The sequence below is a fragment of the Okeania sp. SIO3B5 genome, assembly GCF_010692555.1.
GTDB lineage: Bacteria > Cyanobacteriota > Cyanobacteriia > Cyanobacteriales > Microcoleaceae > Okeania.
This window is the reverse complement of sequence record NZ_JAAHHG010000085.1, coordinates 1-17,370: the sequence shown is the minus strand read 5'-3', so window position 1 is coordinate 17,370 and position 17,370 is coordinate 1. Positions and strand designations below refer to the sequence as shown.

The 17,370-nt window shown below is 36.3% G+C and carries 10 protein-coding genes; 4 read left to right on the top strand and 6 right to left on the bottom strand.

Features of this window, described 5'->3' with window-relative positions:
• Nucleotides 1-171 precede the first annotated feature (171 nt).
• On the top strand, nucleotides 172-789 hold the full coding sequence (locus tag F6K54_RS13980; RefSeq protein ID WP_293078425.1) for a hypothetical protein: 618 nt from the start codon (nucleotides 172-174) through the stop codon (nucleotides 787-789).
• Nucleotides 790-1,070: 281 nt separating this feature from the next.
• On the opposite strand, the gene F6K54_RS13975 is transcribed toward F6K54_RS13980, so the two are convergent.
• The 3 genes from F6K54_RS13975 to F6K54_RS13965 form a co-directional block, all read right to left on the bottom strand.
• Complete coding sequence (locus F6K54_RS13975) at nucleotides 1,071-1,520, bottom strand: type II toxin-antitoxin system VapC family toxin (protein ID WP_293078423.1); 450 nt, start codon at nucleotides 1,518-1,520, stop codon at nucleotides 1,071-1,073.
• A gap of 121 nt (nucleotides 1,521-1,641) precedes the next feature.
• Entirely contained in the window at nucleotides 1,642-1,992 is a 351-nt protein-coding gene (locus F6K54_RS13970) for a type II toxin-antitoxin system Phd/YefM family antitoxin (RefSeq protein ID WP_293078421.1), read from the bottom strand.
• A gap of 23 nt (nucleotides 1,993-2,015) precedes the next feature.
• Nucleotides 2,016-3,683, bottom strand: a complete 1,668-nt coding sequence (locus F6K54_RS13965) for a DUF3352 domain-containing protein (RefSeq protein ID WP_293078419.1) — start codon at nucleotides 3,681-3,683, stop codon at nucleotides 2,016-2,018.
• 517 nt (nucleotides 3,684-4,200) lie between these two features.
• Here F6K54_RS13965 and F6K54_RS13960 point away from each other — a divergent pair.
• Nucleotides 4,201-8,811 (top strand): sister chromatid cohesion protein PDS5, encoded by a 4,611-nt coding sequence (locus F6K54_RS13960; RefSeq protein WP_293078417.1) that lies wholly within the window; start codon nucleotides 4,201-4,203, stop codon nucleotides 8,809-8,811.
• Nucleotides 8,812-9,620: 809 nt separating this feature from the next.
• Here F6K54_RS13960 and phnE read toward each other — a convergent pair.
• The 3 genes from phnE to phnC form a co-directional block, all read right to left on the bottom strand.
• Nucleotides 9,621-10,463 (bottom strand): phosphonate ABC transporter, permease protein PhnE, encoded by an 843-nt coding sequence (gene phnE, locus F6K54_RS13955; RefSeq protein WP_293078415.1) that lies wholly within the window; start codon nucleotides 10,461-10,463, stop codon nucleotides 9,621-9,623.
• Between the two features lie 87 nt (nucleotides 10,464-10,550).
• Nucleotides 10,551-10,727: a hypothetical protein gene (locus F6K54_RS13950; protein WP_293078413.1), complete on the bottom strand. Its 177-nt coding sequence runs from the start codon at nucleotides 10,725-10,727 to the stop codon at nucleotides 10,551-10,553.
• 272 nt (nucleotides 10,728-10,999) lie between these two features.
• On the bottom strand, nucleotides 11,000-11,794 hold the full coding sequence (gene phnC / locus F6K54_RS13945) for a phosphonate ABC transporter ATP-binding protein (protein WP_293078411.1): 795 nt from the start codon (nucleotides 11,792-11,794) through the stop codon (nucleotides 11,000-11,002).
• 396 nt (nucleotides 11,795-12,190) lie between these two features.
• On the opposite strand from phnC, the gene F6K54_RS13940 reads away from it, so the two are divergent.
• Entirely contained in the window at nucleotides 12,191-13,126 is a 936-nt protein-coding gene (locus F6K54_RS13940) for a cyanophycinase (protein ID WP_293078409.1), read from the top strand.
• Nucleotides 13,127-14,875: 1,749 nt separating this feature from the next.
• Nucleotides 14,876-16,879 carry an ATP-binding protein gene (locus tag F6K54_RS13935; RefSeq protein WP_293078407.1) on the top strand — a complete coding sequence of 668 codons (2,004 nt, stop codon included), beginning with the start codon at nucleotides 14,876-14,878 and terminating at the stop codon, nucleotides 16,877-16,879.
• Nucleotides 16,880-17,370 lie beyond the last annotated feature (491 nt).

The following is a 17,370-nucleotide window of genomic DNA, read 5'->3' as shown; positions in this document are numbered from 1 at the left end:
AAAGTCATAAATTTTAAGTCAAAACCTATATGAAGTCAAAAGTAAAAAGTCAAAGGTAATGAATTTGAGCCAGGAAAAATCCTTAGTTTAGCAATTATCAGAATGGAAGATGAATTAAGCTATTTATTATTAGGAAAAGCTAGATTTTAACATAACAAGGAGCCAAAGTCCATGTCCTACAGTGAATTTAAAACCATAGCTGAAGTGAGCGATCGCTTTGATTTGACAGTAGACGAATCAAAAAATTTATTTGCTGACATTGCTCCTGTAAAAGTAAGCGAATTTCTGCAACAAATTTTAGAACGAAATATTCCTCTGGCAAGTGCTATCAATACAGAAAAAGCCCGTTCTGAACTTTTAATTGCCCCTACCTTATTGGAAATCCGAGATATATATAAAAATGAGGTAGGTTTTTTTTCTGGTTCAGAATTCAATATCGATTCTGAGTTAGGATTAAACGGTTTTTGTGACTTTATTTTAACAGCTTCAAGAGAAATTTATGAAATATGCCGTCCAGTTTTGACATTAGTTGAAGCCCAGAATGAAAATATTAAAGGAGGGTTACCCCAGTGTATGGCTGAAATGATTGCTGCTCAAAAATTTAACTTGAGAGAAAATATAAATTTGCCCATTTATGGAGCTGTAACAACAGGGATAATCTGGCAATTTCTAATCTTAGAAGGTAATCTCCTCTGTATTGATTTGCGTGAATACTATATCAGAGACACTGACAAACTTGTGGCTATTTTATCTCATCCGTTTCAGAAATATCTAGGCCATCAATTTTGAAATCAAAAGTCAAAATTCAAAAGTCAAAAGTTAGATTTTTTTAAGTTAAAAGTCATGTGAAGTAAGAATTTTTATAGCGCTGTGCGCAGGCAACAGGCAACAGGGGGAATAAATTGCTGATAATATAAGACTTTTAGCTATTTGGCACCTCCTGCAATTTGTAAATATACCAGCGCTCATTGCTATAATTCAAAAGTCAAAAGTTAGAAATGAAGTCAAAAATCAAAATTATTTAATCAAAAGTTAAATAGCTTTTAACTTCCGTGAAATAGTATTGAGTATTATTCATTTTCTAAAATTTTTAGTGGCTCGACAGCAGTTATTTCCGAGTAATTTTTAAAGTCATTTATATTAAATGTCAAAATATAATTAACTTGATGAATAATCATACCAGCAACTAATCTAGTGTCATGTGCTTTTTTTCCCATTACCTGGTATTTGACAATTAGAATTTCCCATTGTTGAAAAATACTTGGCTTATCTTCATAGAGAATAAAAAAAGTTTTGAGAAGCTGAATTTCTTGTAGAGCTTGTTGAAAATTTAATCCTAAACCATTCACTTCCATAGGTCGTGTAGCTACTACCCAAAATCCCATCAAATTTTGCGGAAAAATACACAAGGTTTCTTGCTTTTTCTTTAAAAATAGAACAGCTTTAAGTGCATTAGAATGTTGAGGATGCGTTGTTTGTCTCAAACGCAGAAGAATGTTTGTATCTAATAGGTAAGTCATTTCAGTTATCAGTTATCAGTTATCAGTTATCAGTACCTCTGGTTTCAGGCAGAGGCTTGCAATACTGAATTGAAACTTTTTCATCTCCTTCAAAGGGGAGGCTTGAGACCTTATTTTCTGGTCATAACATCTCATCTTCTCTCGTGTAAATATTTTCTCTACTAATAGCTTCATCAGATAGGGGACGAAGATTAGAATTAAGAGGTGAATTAATGAACTTTAATAACTGATTTTCCCATTCATCAATAGATGTATTAGGTTGATCAAAATCTTCCTCATCAAAATCATCACTAATAGAAATACGATCGCGGTCGCTACCAAATAAAGGAGGTTTTTTAGTTTGGAATTTGGCAGATATTAATTTCACCATTGGTTGGTGATTTTTAGTAATAATAATTTCCTTTCCTTCAGCAGCCATTTCTAATAGTTGATTAATTTGTAATACAGCTTGATTAATATCTATAGTTTCCATATTTTTAATTTTTGACTTATACACTACTGTTGTTTTTTCAATTTCACAAATACATCATACTGGGTAGTACGATTATTACTAATAATAGATGTGACTCCAATTGACTCCATACCATCTATCCAAACTTTTTGATTTGGAGGTAGTTGGGGAATAGAAAGATTTTGAGGGTTGAAACTGCCACTAATATCAAGGAAAAAATTACCGTTAAAAGATTCTGACTCTGGTGGTAAACTTTTTTGTAACACTGCACTTTCAGCCATAGAAGTTGTTGGCGCAGGCAAAATTTGATTCTCTACAGATCCTCCTAATGTAAAAAATGCCACATTCCCATTCAACCAACCACGAATTACAGTAAAACCACCGAATGGCGAAGTCCACTTAACAACAGGTTTTCCACTGGCAACAGCTTCACCTACTTCAAATTCTTGGTTTTTCATTGCCTCATCCAACTTTTTCAGTGACTCTTCCGCAGCACGGCGATCGCTTGCTTTAACCATAAACACAAAACCCGCAGCAAATTTGTTTAACTCATCCTTACTTTTAGGGATAGGTAGCAAAGACAAAGAGTATTCTCCTGCCATCCATTTGAGAAAATCTTCATCTAAATTCATATTAGTTGTATTCTTCACAGCTTTACGCAATGTATCTGGGTTAATGGGAGCTACTGGGTTAGCTGCTGCATTTTTGACATAATCAGACCACATTTTCTGTAAATTACTGCCAGATACCATCATTAAAGCATTTCCTGGAATCCGATTTAACATTTCCATAGCTCTGTTTTCGACGGTAAACTTTTTCTGACTATTAGGTTTGAGCCAAGAAATAGCTTTTAAATTTATACCTTCAGGAACTAAATTTACACTAGCTGCCAATCCCTGGTTATCCTCAAGTTGTTTGAGATTTTCCTCAGAAACAGGAGTAATAGATTTACTAGAAGTATAAGCAGCAGCAACAGGAATATTCACATATACGAAGGCAAAGGGTGAAGAGGTTTCCAATTTCTCGATCGCTGCTGTATAACCAGGAACTTTTGCCAGAGACTCGTCTCCTTTATAAATATCGATCGCCTGATTCATTGAAGTCTGGGAGTCAGTAATTACTAAATACTGATTTCCCAATGCTGCAGCAGAAATATCTTGGTTAGGAACTCCTTCCGTTTCTGTAATTTCAATACCTCTATAAGTACGTTTAACTAATTTACCTTTTTCCAGAGAGCGTGGTTGATCTAAAATTTGTTTCGCCTTGGCAGGGTTGGCGATGGGTAATATTACTACAGTTGCTTGTTGAGCTGGAGGTGGTGGTGGAGAGTCGGGAGTATTAGAGTTAGAGGGTTCTAGAGTTTGCTTGCGCAATAAAGCAATCATTATTTCCTTGCCTACCCAAGGTTGAATATCTCGTTGATAGTTATAACCATAAGTCGTCAGGAAGCGATCGCGCAATTGCCCCAATAGATTTTTAAAAGCAGTTTGAGATTCTGGAGTGCCAAACTGTTGCAGTTTTTCCCATTGACTAGGGTTACTAGAGACAGAAATAGTCATCATTGCATCTTTGGGCACAACTTCAGCACCTACGGGCAAATTATCTACTGTGTCTTTGGAAGCTATGATAATGTAGCCAGCGACACTACCAATTATCATTAATACGGTTGCCCCTAGTAGGGTTAAGGGTAAAGTTTTATCTTGTTTTTTCATTTTTTAAAATAAGAAATAGGGAATAGGGAATAGGGAATAGGAATTGGCAATAAGTATATAGATATAATTTCGGCGTTGCATAAATGCGGGATGATTTAATAGTCTTGTAGTCTTGTGGAATGGGCATCTTGCCCGTTTATATTTTCCCGTTCCTGCCCTCAGCAATGCCATAATTTCAAATGGTATTATAGATATTTAAGGATATAATTTGCCATAAACTTAAAATTATATCAGGACTTACGCACGGACACTAAATCCAATGAGGGCGAATGCCATTCGCCCCTACAGATGGTGGTTTAAAAGTCAATTTGCGTAAGCCCTGACTCAATCTCCTAACTTCTAACTTTTAACTTTTAATTTAAAATTTCTAACTTCTAACTTTATAATTTAAAATTTCTCACTTTTGACTTTTGACTTTTGACTTTATACTGAATCTCCTAAATTCTAACTTTTAATTTAAAATTTCTCACTTTTGACTTTTGACTTTTGACTTTTGACTTAAAATACTTTTGACTTTATGTGGACGCCCTATCTAGAATCTATTTGTCGGGACTACGCCAAATGGTGGGAGGTTTATACTCTGACGGATGTGAGAGGAAAAAAGTCTCTTGAGCAGCAGCAACATATTTCCCCACTGTTGGATTTAGGTTTGATGGTACAAACTGTTGAGTCAGAGGAAAAGCAGAGGGAAAGACAAGAAGAGAAAATTGAACGGTTGACGGTTTTGGAGGGGTTGCGCAAATATGCCCCAAACCATGTGTTGTTGGTGGGGCGGCCGGGGTCAGGAAAATCTACTGCTTTGGCCAGATTATTGTTGGAGGAGGCGGAGAAATTAAGATCCCCCCTTAGTCCCCCCTTGGAAAGGGGGGAAACAAGAGAAACTCCTGCCTTTCAAAGGAAGGATGAAGGACAAACAACAGAAACTTCTTTGGAAACAGGGGAAACAGGAAAAACTCCCCCCTTTCTAAGGGGGGTTGGGGGGGATCTTGGGTCGATCCCCATCCTCATCGAACTCCGCTACAGTCAATCTTCCATACTTTCCAGAATTCAAGCATTTATCCACAAACACCACCCCACCATAAATATAGATACAGCAACTCTAGAAACTTGGCTCCGTAAAGGTGAATTTTTGCTCCTATTCGATGGGTTTAACGAGATGGCATCGGAAGCGGCACGACAAGAGGTAAGAACGTTTCGGCAAGACTACCCCCGAACTGCCATGGTGTTTACCACGCGAGATTTGAGTCTGGGGGGAGATTTGGGGATTGAGAAAAGGTTGGAAATGCAACCTCTGACTGAATCTCAAATGCAGGAGTTTGTCTGTGTTTATTTGCCTGAGCATGGTGAAAAATTATGGCAGCAGTTGCAGGGGAGGTTGCGGGAGTTGGGGGAAACTCCCATGTTTTTGTTGATGTTGTGTTCGGTGTTTGGCTATAAAAAAGTAATACCTGCTAATCTGGGGTTGGTGTTTCGGAGTTTTACTAAGACTTATAGTAGTCGTCTCAAGCAGGATGTTCCCGTTGATGAAAGTTCTCGACGTTGGTGGGATCGGTTATTGCAGGAGTTGGCGTGGGTGATGACGAATGGGGAGTCGAAAACTGAGATTATGGTTGCTATTTCTCGACAAAAAGCTGAGGAGGTGTTGACGGAGTTTTTGCGAGGGGAGGTGGTAGCTCCGACTGACTGTGCAATGCGTTGGTTGGAAGATTTATTGGAGCATCATTTGATTCAGGTGGGAGATGATGGTGAGATTTCGTTTCGCCATCAGTTGTTGCAGGAGTATTATGTGGCGGAAAGGTTGTTATGGCAGTTGTCTGGTTTGAGTGACTATGAGTTGCAGTGGGATTATTTGAATTATTTGAAGTGGACGGAAGTTGTGGGGTTGATGTTGGGGTTGGTTGAGGATGAGAGGTTGGCAGTGCGGGTGGTAAGGTTGGCGTTGGAGGTTGATTGGTTTTTGGGTGCGAGGTTGGTGGGAGAGGTGGAAAGGAGGTTTCAGGAGCAGGTTTTTGGGGAGGTTGAGCGGTTGGAACTGCCTGGGTTGGTGAAGGTTAAGTTGGCAGCGTTAACGAAATCGGATGCTGCTGTTCCGGGATTAATTCTACTTCTAGAAGATTCAGATTCTTATATGCGTAAGAGAGCAGCAGAAATTTTGGGTAGAATAGGTTCGGAAAGTGCTATTCCAGGATTAATTCTACTGCTAGAAGGCTCAAACGAAAAAGTGCGTGAGAGTGCAGCAGAAGCTTTAGGAAAAATAGGTTCAGAAACTGCCATTCCAAAATTAGTTCCACTTCTAGAACATCTCAATAAAGATGTGTGTTCTGCTGCTTTCTCTGCTTTGTATGAAATCAATTGTGAAATTGCAAGTATCTTGTCATCTATTAAGTTATTAAGAAAATTTGATTATAAGAATAGTAATAATTTCCTTTTTTTAGTAGAAGTTGCTCTTTCTAAACTTCCTAGAATAGTAATTGATTATAATTGGTTAACCAAAAAACTCCTAGTGAATTGGTTGACTAAATTTCTAGAATACCCAAACCCTGAAGCGCATATTATGGTAGTACAGTGTCTTAGTCAAATTGCTTCAAAAAATGCTATTGATTGGGTAATTAAACTTGAACAACACTACGACAAAGATATTTGCCAAAAGACAGGAGAGGGTTTAACTAAAATTAATGCTGAGATTGCTATTGATTTGCTAATTAAACTTGAACAACATGACAACATAGATGTTTGCAAAAGTGCAACAGAGAGTTTAACTAAAATTAATACTGAGATTGCTATTGATTGGTTAACTAAATTGCTAGAAGATTCAGGTTACGATATACGTTGGGTTGTCATAGATATTCTGAGTGAAATTGGTTCGGAAGCTTTTATTGACGGATTAATTAATTTTATCAAACAATCAGATAATTATATAAGTGGAAGTATAGAAAATTATTTAAACAAGACTGATTCAAAAAGCGTTATTTATGGATTCATTAATTATCTACAATATTCAAACTCTTATTTCTATATAAATGCAGCAGATACTTTAAATAAAATTAATTTAAAGACTTTGATTAATAAGTTAGTTAAACTTCTCAAAGATTCAAATGATAACGTGCGTGAGAGTGCAGTGATAATTTTATCAGAAATTGGCTCAGAAATTGCTATTTCTGAATTGATTAAACTTTTAAAAGACTCAGACAAAAATGTGCGTGACACTGCTGTAGATGTTCTGGGAAAAATTGCATCGGAAACTGCTATTCCTGAATTGATTAAACTTCTAAAAAACAATGATTATAATATTCGCTTGACAGCAGTGAAAGCTATAGAAAAAATTGCATCGGAAACTGCTATTCCTGAGTTGATTAACCTTTTCAAAGACCCAGACTCTAATATATGTCGCAGAGTAGTAGATATTCTGGGAAAAATTGCATTGGAAACTTTGATTCCTGAATTGATTAAACTTTTCAAAGACCCTGAATCTAATGTGCGTTGTAAAGCAGTAGAAGTTATAGGAAAAATAGGTTCCGAAACTGCGATTCCGGGATTAATTCAATTGCTAAAAGATTCAGACAAAGATGTGCGCAAGAGTTCAGCAGAAGCTCTAGGTAATATAGTTACTGTTTCTGAAAAATCAGAAAATACAACTTCAGGATTAATTCAATTACTACAAGACTCAGACTCTAATGTTCGCAGGAGTGCAGCAGAGGCTTTGGGTAAAATAAGTTCAGAAAATGCAATTCCAGGATTAATTATACTCTTAGAAGACTCAGACTCTAATGTTCGTAGGAGTGCAGCAGAGGCTTTGGGTAAAATAAGTTCAGAAAATGCAATTCCAGGATTAATTATACTCTTAGAAGACTCAGACTCTAATGTTCGTAGGAGTGCAGTGGAAGCTTTGGGTAAAATAAGTTCAGAAACTGCAATACCGAAACTAATTCCACTGCTAAAAAACTCAAGCTGTGATATGCGTGATAAAGCAGCAAAAGCTCTGGGTAAAATAGGTTCAGAAAAGACAATTATTGAGTTAACAAAAAAACTACAAAATAATAGCTCTTTTAAATTTAAAAAGGGTTTATCTAAAACCATAAAAGTCATTCAAACCATCCAACAACGCCTTCAATACTACAAACAAACTCCCAAAAAACTCATGTCTAACACACTTTCTCACAACTACGCCCTACTAATAGGAGTCGGCGACTGCAAATACCCCAACTGGTCACTTCCCGTCACAGTCAAAGACGTTCAAGCTATCAAATCATTCCTCACAAAACCCGACTTATGTAGTTACATTGACAATGAAAATTATCTCCGCCTCCTCTGCAATGAACAAGCAACAAAACAAAACATTTTAGACAACTTAAACTGGCTCCAACAACAAGCAAAAAATGACCAAGAAGCCACAATATTAGTCTATTATTCCGGTCATGGTTGGCTAGATAAATCAACCCAAAACTATTATTTAATCCCCCACGACACGAGTCCGGTAAAACTACAAAAAACAGCATTACCAGCAACAGAATTTAACAACGCCCTCCAGCAAATATCCGCCCAAAAACTATTAGTAATTATAGATAGTTGTCACGCCCAAGGAATGGCAACTGCCAAAGAAACAGAGGAACTAGAATTACCGGAAAACTTCAGTCAAACCGCCCTCCCGAAAAACTTAATAGATGAATTAAGAAAAGGAACAGGGCGAGCATTATTCACCTCATCCACAGGAGAGGAGTCATCATGGATACGCTCTGATGGAAAAATGAGTATCTACACACAACATTTTCTGGAAGCATTACATGGTGGTGGCAATAAACCAGGAGATAAAGAGGTCAAAGTTTCCAATTTAATGAATTATGTGGGAAAAACTGTTCCTGAAAGCGCTCGACAATTAGGCAAAAAACAAACCCCTATTTTTGACTTTTCTCAGACAGAAGATTTTCCGGTAGCGTTATTGTGTGGGGGTAAAGGTTTACCGGATGGTGGGTGGGAAGAGGTTAAGTCAGAAGTTCCGAGGAATATTTCAGTGGGGCGTGATATTAATATTAATATTGTTGAGCGAGATTTGAATATGCGCGATCGAATAAATATCCCTGGTAACTCTAGAGATGTAATAATTAATAATTACGGTTCAAACAAAAGTTAGTCGTAGGTTGGGTTGGCTCACAAGGATTATGCCACGGATATACGGATTAACAGGAAAATTGCAAATACAGGTAAACATTGGTTAGGTTGGGTTGGCTCACAGGGATTATGCCACGGATATACGGATTAAGAGGAAAATTACAAACACAGGCTAGAAGCCTGTGCCACACAAATTAATCTCACAAGTCTCCGTTATTTTTGGGTTGCGCGATCGCTTAACCCAACCTACTGGACTATAAAAATTGGTGATATTGGTTCAAAACGAAATTAAAGGAGGGGTAAAGTTTGGCAGGGAATAAATAATCAGGATTTATATCAAGTCTCATTAATTAGCCATCATAAATTAACTATCTTTAGTCATCTTTAGATGACTTCTGCTTTGAGCCAAGAAATTTATTTCTTGGCGGATGACGTGGTTCGCCAAGGTTCTATAAAAATTGGTGATATTGGTTCAAAACGAAATTAAAGGAGGGGTAAAGTTTGGTACAGAATAAATAATCAGGATTTATATCAAGTCTCATTAATTAGCCATCATAAATTAGCTATCTTTAGTAGAAGTAGGTTGGGTTGAGGAACGTTAGCGGAGCTTATCCGTTAGGATAAACCCAACAAATTAATCTCACAAGTCCCCTTGATTGTTGGGTTGCGCGATCGCTTAACCCAACCTACTGAACTGACAATAGATGTAGGGTGCTGGTGCGTTACGCTGCCGCTAACACACCCTACTGGACTCCCCTACTCCCCTATCTCCCCCACTCCCCTACTCCCCTACTCCCCTACTCCCCTACTCCCCCACTCCCCTACTCCTTATTAAACTAGCCAATTTCTTAATTTTGCTGATAATAAATCTATTATTGAAGTTGCCAATATTAAAATAATTAAAATTGCACAAACTTTTTGATACAAAAATGAACCAAAACTTTGATAAAGAGAAACTCCAATACCTCCTGCACCTACTATTCCTAATACAGAAGCAGAACGAACATTTGACTCAAAACGATACAACACAAAGGAAGTCCATAATGGCATTACTTGAGGTATTACCCCAAAGATAATCTCCTGAATTTTACTAGCACCCGTAGCACGAATACCTTCAACGGGACCAGGTTCAATTGACTCCACTGCTTCAGAAAAAAGTTTTCCTAAAGTACCTGCTGTATGTACAAATAAAGCTAAAACACCAGCAAAGGGACCTAAACCAACAGCTACTACAAATATTAGAGCAAATACCACTTCATTAATTGCCCGCATGGCGTCTAAAATTCGACGAATAGGCTGTACTATCCAAATTGGACTCATATTTTCTGATGCTAAAATGGAAAATGGAACGGCAAAAATTGCTGCTAAAATAGTTCCCCAAAGACCCATTGAAATAGTAATTATTGTGTCTTCTAAATAAATTTTCCAATCGGAAAAATCAGGAGGAAAATATGATTGAATATATTCAACCATATTACCGCTTTTTTGGAATAAAGTTAAAAAATTTATTTCACTTTGTAGAGCAGAAAAAACCAGAATAATTGCAGCACCCAATACAAACATTATGCGAGTATTAGTAACCCGTTTTTTTTCTTTGGCTAACATTTCTATAATTGCTGGAGCAGCGATAATAGTTTTATCAATACGGTGAAAATTATTAGTTATTTTTTTCATTTTTATTTATATCTTTACTACAAATAAATTTAAATTATAAATTCTGAATTATTTTTTTCTTTTAGGTTTAATATCAAGTTGCACTAATTAACCACAATATATGAAAAAGATGGCATAATCTTCAATAGTCATCTTTAGATGACTTAAACTATTAGCCAAGGATTTCAATCTTGGCTTGGCTTGGCGAGGTTGGCGAACTTGGTGAACAATGTCATTTTGGCGAATCATGTCATCTTGGCGAATAATGTCATCTTGGCGAACCATGTCATTTTGGCGAACCATGTCATTTTGGCGAACCATGTCATCCGCCAAGAAATAAATTTCTTGGCTCAAAGCAAAAGTCATCTAAAGATGACTAAAGATAGCTAATTTATTATGACTAATTAATGAGAACTGATATAATTTCGTGTTCAGATAATTAGCCATAAAAAACATTCTCCTTCTGCTCACTGTTTCTTATTCTTTCTTCCCTACTGATTCGGTCCGACTGACTTCCCCTCCTGGGAGGGGTTAGGGGTGGGTTGACTCCTAATTAACTAAACTAATTCTCCATGACCTTTCAATATCAATTCTTCTGCCGCTGCACCATAAAGTTCGTCTAGTTTACGACCGCTAAGATTAACTGTTCGATCATCAAATACAACCTCTCCTTTTCTCAGAGCAATAGTACGTTCAAAATACCGACGTACCATTTGAACTTGATGTAGAGAACTAACAACAGTAATATTATTTTCTCGGTTGAGTTCGCACAATAATTCCATTATCTTCCGAGCAGACTCCGGGTCTAGAGAAGCTATGGGTTCATCTGCTAGAATAATTTTAGCTCCCTGTACTAAACAACGAGCGATCGCTACCCTTTGTTGTTGTCCTCCAGAAAGTTGGGCTGCTTTTTTATAAGCTTGTTCTAAAATTCCTACTCTTTCTAATGCAGCAAGTGCCTGTATTTTTTGCTCTTTTGTAAATAGACGTAGTGCCGAATTTACAAGAGACATTTGCCCCAAGTTTCCTACTAACACATTGTCTATTACTGTTAGTCGTTTGACCAAATTAAATTGCTGAAAAATACAACCTATTTGGCAACGTAATTTTCTAATGTGCGAGTGAAAAACTCCATCTGTTTGTAAAGCTGTACCATATATGTAAATGATACCTTTATCTCCATGCTCTAAACCATTTATAAGTCGTAGTAAAGTAGATTTTCCCGAACCAGAAGCACCAACTAAACCCACCATTTCTCCTGGTTCAACACAGATATTAACTTGCTGCAAAGCAGGTTTTCCTTTAAAATTTTTATCAAGATTTTTAACTTCTATAACGCTATATTTAGACATTTATATTATCAACTATGAATAAAACTAATAGACATCTCCAATAATAAAAAATCAAATCAATTATCCCACATAAATTATCAATTCTTTCCCCTCCTGGGAGGGGTTAGGGCTGGGTTCCCTACTGCCTACTGCCTCTTTTCTGGAGATATCTAATATATATTAGAGCTTGTAGGTTAATTTTAGGTTATCTTTCAATAAAAAAAATTATCGTAAGTATTTAGCTAATAACTTATAGCTGTTTGCGTAGTATCCCGGAGGAAATGCTTACATTGCTATACAATATTATTGAGACAATTACCTAAATCTATGAAGTGTATTTGCTCATTTTATTTGTTGCTAACTTCCCCATCCATAAAATTACTTAAAGTCATCGTAATTTTCTGCTTAATAATTACCATGGTTTTTTCTACGCAGATAAAAAGCTACAGTTATTTAGAAAACAATTCTATTAATTTAAGTGTAATGTACAGTGGCCCAGTTTATAACTTTGGTGGTGGTGGCCTTGATATAGACTCTGCTCTTCAGTGGATGATTAATCAAGTCCGAGGATGCAATTCTTGTACTGAGAAAATAGATGTGATTATAATTCGTGACTCAGGTAGCGATGCCTATAATCAACCAATTCTAGATATGGATGGGGTAGACTCGGTGGAAACTCTGATAATTTCTGATCGAGAAGATGGTCAAAAAGAGAATATAGTAGATCCAATTGAGAATGCCGAAGTAATTTTTTTTGCAGGTGGCGACCAATGTCAATATTTGCGGAATTATCGAAATACGGAAGTTGATCAAGCTGTTCAGTCAGTTATTGCCAAGGGTGGGGCAGTTGGTGGTACCAGTGCTGGTGCAATGATCCAAAGTAACTTTGTCTTTAATGGTTGTTCTGATACAGTCACCAGTGAAACTGCACTAAAAGATCCTTATGAAGATATTACTCTAGATCGAGGTTTGTTCGACTGGAAGAATTTTCGGGGAACTGTTATAGATACTCACTTCTATGAGCGCGATCGCATGGGTAGGTTAATGACGTTTGTTGCTCGTTTACTCCGAGATGGAAGATCTGATACTGCTCTAGGTATTGGTATTGATGAAGATACTTCGTTAATTGTGGATAAAAGTGGTTTAGCTGAAGTAGTTGGAAATGGGTTTGTTTATTTTGTATTGGGAGACCATTTACCAGAAGAATGTAACCCTCAAATTCCATTAACTTTTAGTGGGTTCAAAATCTGGAAAAAAGGAAATGGTGAAACTTTTGATTTGAATCATAGACCATCAACTGCTGATTATCAAGTTAGTGTCGAGAATGGAGAACTTGATTCTAGTCCTTATTAGAAGAGGGAGTAGGGAGTAGGGAGTAGGGAGTAGGGAGTAGGGAGTAGGGAGTAGGTAAAAGGGAGGAACAATTGATCATTTCTGGAAAAGAGATGGGGAGATGGGGAGTATTTTTCAACCTTTTTCTCTGATACCTTCCCTCTACCTCTTGACTCCTGAGGACTGACAAAAAAACTGAATAGCCGACAAAGATATGATCGGAGGTTCTATATATATTCAGTGCCGAAATGCTTTTCTTTGGTTGAATAAAAAGTCATGCCAAGGGGCAAGTGAAACCCAATAATAAAATACTACCACGATTTTTTTGGGGATGCAAGGGGAAATACCTTGCAGTTTTTTTGGAGCTTCACAGGATGTTAAGGAATTCAGAAGTCAGAAGTTATTTTTGTAACGGGGATGCGTGAGCAACTCTCCAAAAATATTTCGCCATTTCCCGGCGGGGTTGCGCGACCCAATCCTGTTTGATAATTTTTCTTTGGTTGTGAATAATAGCGTTGGCAGAACAAGTGCGGTAACTACATCGCTTCTAAATGAGTAAATATATGGATGTGTTGAGAGGGTGAAAATTTTTCCTGTCGTCACTTATTTTCTGAGTGCTTCACAGGATAATAATTTTTCTGGTGCTTTGATGCTGTGAGTATCCCTTCTATATGTATTCAGTGGCGAAATACTGTTTCTGGGTTGAATAAAAAGTCATGCGTAGGGGCAAATAACACCCAATAATAAAATACTACCACGATTTTTTTGGGGATGCAAGGGAAAATACCTTGTCGTTTTTTAGGAGCTTCGCAGGATGATAATTGGGTTGAAAAGTTAATAATGCGCTGGCAGGGCAAGTGCGGTAGCTACTTCTATAACGAGTAAATAATATCGATACTGTTGATGGTGTGAGTATCCCTTCTATATATATTCAGTGACGAAATGCTGTTTTTGAGTTGAATAAAAAGTCATGCGTAGGGGCAAGTTACACCCAATAATAAAATACTATCACGATTTTTTATGAGCTTCACAAAATAATGATTAAATTGAAAAGTTAATGTAGCGATCGCTTCTACATGAGTAAATATCGATACTGTTGATGGTGTGAGTATCCCTTCTATATGTATTCAGTGACGAAATGCTGTTTTTGAGTTGAATAAAAAGTCATGCGTAGGGGCGAGTAACAGCCAATAATAAAATACTACCACGATTTTTTTGGGGATGCAAGGGAAAATACCTTGTCGTTTTTTATGAGCTTCACAAAATGATGATTGAAAAGCTTAATATCGCGTTGGCGGAGCAAGTGTGGTAGCTACATCGCTTCTATAATGAGTAAATATTGATACTGTTGATGGTGCGAGTATCCCTTCTATATGTATTCAGTGACGAAATGCTGTTTTGGCGTTGAATAAAAAGTCATGCGTAGGGGCGAGTTACACCCAGTAATAAAATACTATCACGATTTTTTTGGGGATGCAAGGGAAAATACCTTGCCGTTTTTGAAGCTTCACAGAATGAGAATTGGGTTGAAAAGTTTAATATCGCGTTGGCAGGGCAAGTGCGGTAGCTACATCGCTTTTACATGAGTAAATAGAGTTTGCTGATTAAATATCAAAGCATTCACTGATAAATGCGTAAGTTTTATCCCTCTTTTTTCTGACTTCTGATAGATTTATTAGAAGTCTTACTATTTAGCCCAAAATATTTCTTTTGAGTATCAAAACAAGATATAATAATTGATATTATCAAAATTTTGCTTATTAAGTACCTATGATCGATTTACATCTTGGAGCTAAACTACAAAAAAGAAAAAATCCATTTGGAAGTAGTCGAGTCGATCATCCTTTTCAGATACATAGCGATGCAGATAATGTTTTTAGTCAAGAATTTAACAGAATACAATCTACTCTCAAAGATATTAAACAAGATATTAATCATCAAAGTAAAGGAGTTGTTGTAGTAGGAGAACCAGGGTTTGGCAAAACTCACCTAATGATGCGATTAGCAAATAGTAGATTAAAAACTAACCGACTATTATTTATCCGTCAACCTAACAATCCTGATGCTATTATTTATCATATTTATAGTCGTATACTTGAATCACTTATTAGATGTATACCAAAAATTAACTATACTCAACTAGAATATTTAATTGCTAATAGTTGTGCCAAAATTTTTCAAGAAATTATTGTAGAAAATCCAGATTTGTACCCGAAAAAAGAAAGTAAAAAAGACCAGACAGTTATAGAGTTAGTCAAAAATGGAAACCTGGAATTACTCTCTTTTTTATCATCAGATACTCAAGCTAAACGAGAGTTTTGGGAACATATAGAAAATCGGTCTTATTTGTGGTGGAGTACAAATCATTCAACGGCAGGATATGCACCAGAAATATTCAAAGGAATTATCAAGTTTTGTGGATATAGAGCCATAGATTATCGTCGCATAATTCGAGAATGGTTGGCAATGAATGATGTACCTCAAAAATTATTAGATAAAGTTAAAATAGCATCTTGGAATAAAAGTATCAATCGAGAAGAAGTATCTCTAGAAGCGTTAAAGGTATTGGGTTATTTATCACTTTTAGACGAACCTTTGATTATTGTCTTTGATCAATTAGAAGGTTTAGGTAGGGAATATAATCAGAATCTTTTGCACTGTTTTGGAGAAGCAATTAAAGAAATTTTTACTCATATTCCTAATAGCTTGATTATCCTAAATTTATTCCCCGACCGATGGGAGCAGTTTAAACAAGAATTTGATGATTCTATTGTAGATAGAATTTCTCAGTGTCAAGTATTCTTAAATAAGCCATCTGAAGAACAGTTAATCACAATTCTCAATGAAAAATCTAAGTCTATTAATCTGACGATTGAACAACTTTTCACACCACAAGAAATTCAGAAGATATTAAGTAAAAATTCTATACGATCAATTATTAATTCTGCTGCAGATTTCTATAATTATAAAATTCATAATATTCCCCTGCCAGATTATCTGAAAGTTGAGACAAATAGTCAAATAGCACTACAGAATAATTCCAATTTACAAAATTTGGTTTCAGACATTAAACAAATTAAAGAACTTGTTCTGAAGATAGCTGAAAAACTGAATATTGAATCGAATCTAGAGGAAAAAATTGAGCAAAATAATCAAAAATCTGTTCATCAGGAAACTCAAACTGATACTAATAAAATCATCGGAGATTACTTGAATCAAAAGTATCAGCAAATAGAAGAAGAATATAGTGAGTCTCAAGTTATTACAAGTAGTGATGACCGGGGAAAATTGGAGAAAATTTTTGAATCTTTGAAAATAATTCAACCATCTCTCAAGTTAGATTTTCTAACCTTTGATAGACCGAAAAAAATTCCAGATCACCTGGTTATTCAAACAGAAACTCAAAGTTACGCTATAGGTTTTTTATATGAAGGAGGTAACGCCTTTTTTTCTCGGATGACTAACTGGAATGAATTAGTAGCAAGAAATTCTCACCTCAAGTTTTATCTATATCGAGATGCTAGAGGGTATAAAGTTAGTGGTGAAAAAAGTATGGCAGAATTAGATAAATTTAAAAATGCAGATAATGGCGAATATATTGTTTTGATCAAAGATGAACGAATTACTTTTGAACTTCTCTATCAAATAATTGTGGATATTCAAAATCAAGATTTGGAAGCTAAGTTGGATGAAGCTTTATCAATTATTTTAAAAAGATATTCACATCATTCGTTATTAAAAATAGCCATAGAAGCGATCGGAATTGAAGCCTAGCTCTATAGCAGGGAACAGGGAACAGTTCAATAATTAATAATTAATAATTAATAATTAATAATTAATAATTAATAATTAGGGTTTGCTGAAAAAGTCTTTTAGTAGGGATAGGAGACAGGAGACAACCCACCCCTAACCCCTCCGGTGGAGGGGGAGACAGGAGGAATGGGAATTTGGAGGAGGTAGGAGGTAAGTTTTGTCCCAAGATTGTTCTGCCTAACTGTTGAGCAAAATCCTGAATTTTTGAACCATTACCACCTAAAACCTCGCACCCCCTCCAGACCTAAAATTGCTCAAACCAATACCAGTCAATACGCGCGATATTTAATCGGCAAGCCCTAATTAGGGTTTGCTGAAAAAGTCTTTGAGTAGGGATAGGAGATAGGAGACAGGAGACAGGAGACAGGAGAAATAGGAATGAGCGAGGAGGTAGGAGTAAGAATTGTAAGAATGATTTTTCTGCCCAACTATGCGCCTAAAATACGCTCCTT

Bases quoted from the DNA above. Each gene is read 5' to 3' on its own strand.
- F6K54_RS13980 (WP_293078425.1), top strand. From the start codon at position 172: ATGTCCTACAGTGAATTTAAAACCATAGCTGAAGTGAGCGATCGCTTT.
- F6K54_RS13975 (WP_293078423.1), bottom strand. From the start codon at position 1,520: ATGACTTACCTATTAGATACAAACATTCTTCTGCGTTTGAGACAAACA.
- F6K54_RS13970 (WP_293078421.1), bottom strand. From the start codon at position 1,992: ATGGAAACTATAGATATTAATCAAGCTGTATTACAAATTAATCAACTA.
- F6K54_RS13965 (WP_293078419.1), bottom strand. From the start codon at position 3,683: ATGAAAAAACAAGATAAAACTTTACCCTTAACCCTACTAGGGGCAACC.
- F6K54_RS13960 (WP_293078417.1), top strand. From the start codon at position 4,201: ATGTGGACGCCCTATCTAGAATCTATTTGTCGGGACTACGCCAAATGG.
- phnE (WP_293078415.1), bottom strand. From the start codon at position 10,463: ATGAAAAAAATAACTAATAATTTTCACCGTATTGATAAAACTATTATC.
- F6K54_RS13950 (WP_293078413.1), bottom strand. From the start codon at position 10,727: ATGGTTCGCCAAGATGACATTATTCGCCAAGATGACATGATTCGCCAA.
- phnC (WP_293078411.1), bottom strand. From the start codon at position 11,794: ATGTCTAAATATAGCGTTATAGAAGTTAAAAATCTTGATAAAAATTTT.
- F6K54_RS13940 (WP_293078409.1), top strand. From the start codon at position 12,191: ATGGTTTTTTCTACGCAGATAAAAAGCTACAGTTATTTAGAAAACAAT.
- F6K54_RS13935 (WP_293078407.1), top strand. From the start codon at position 14,876: ATGATCGATTTACATCTTGGAGCTAAACTACAAAAAAGAAAAAATCCA.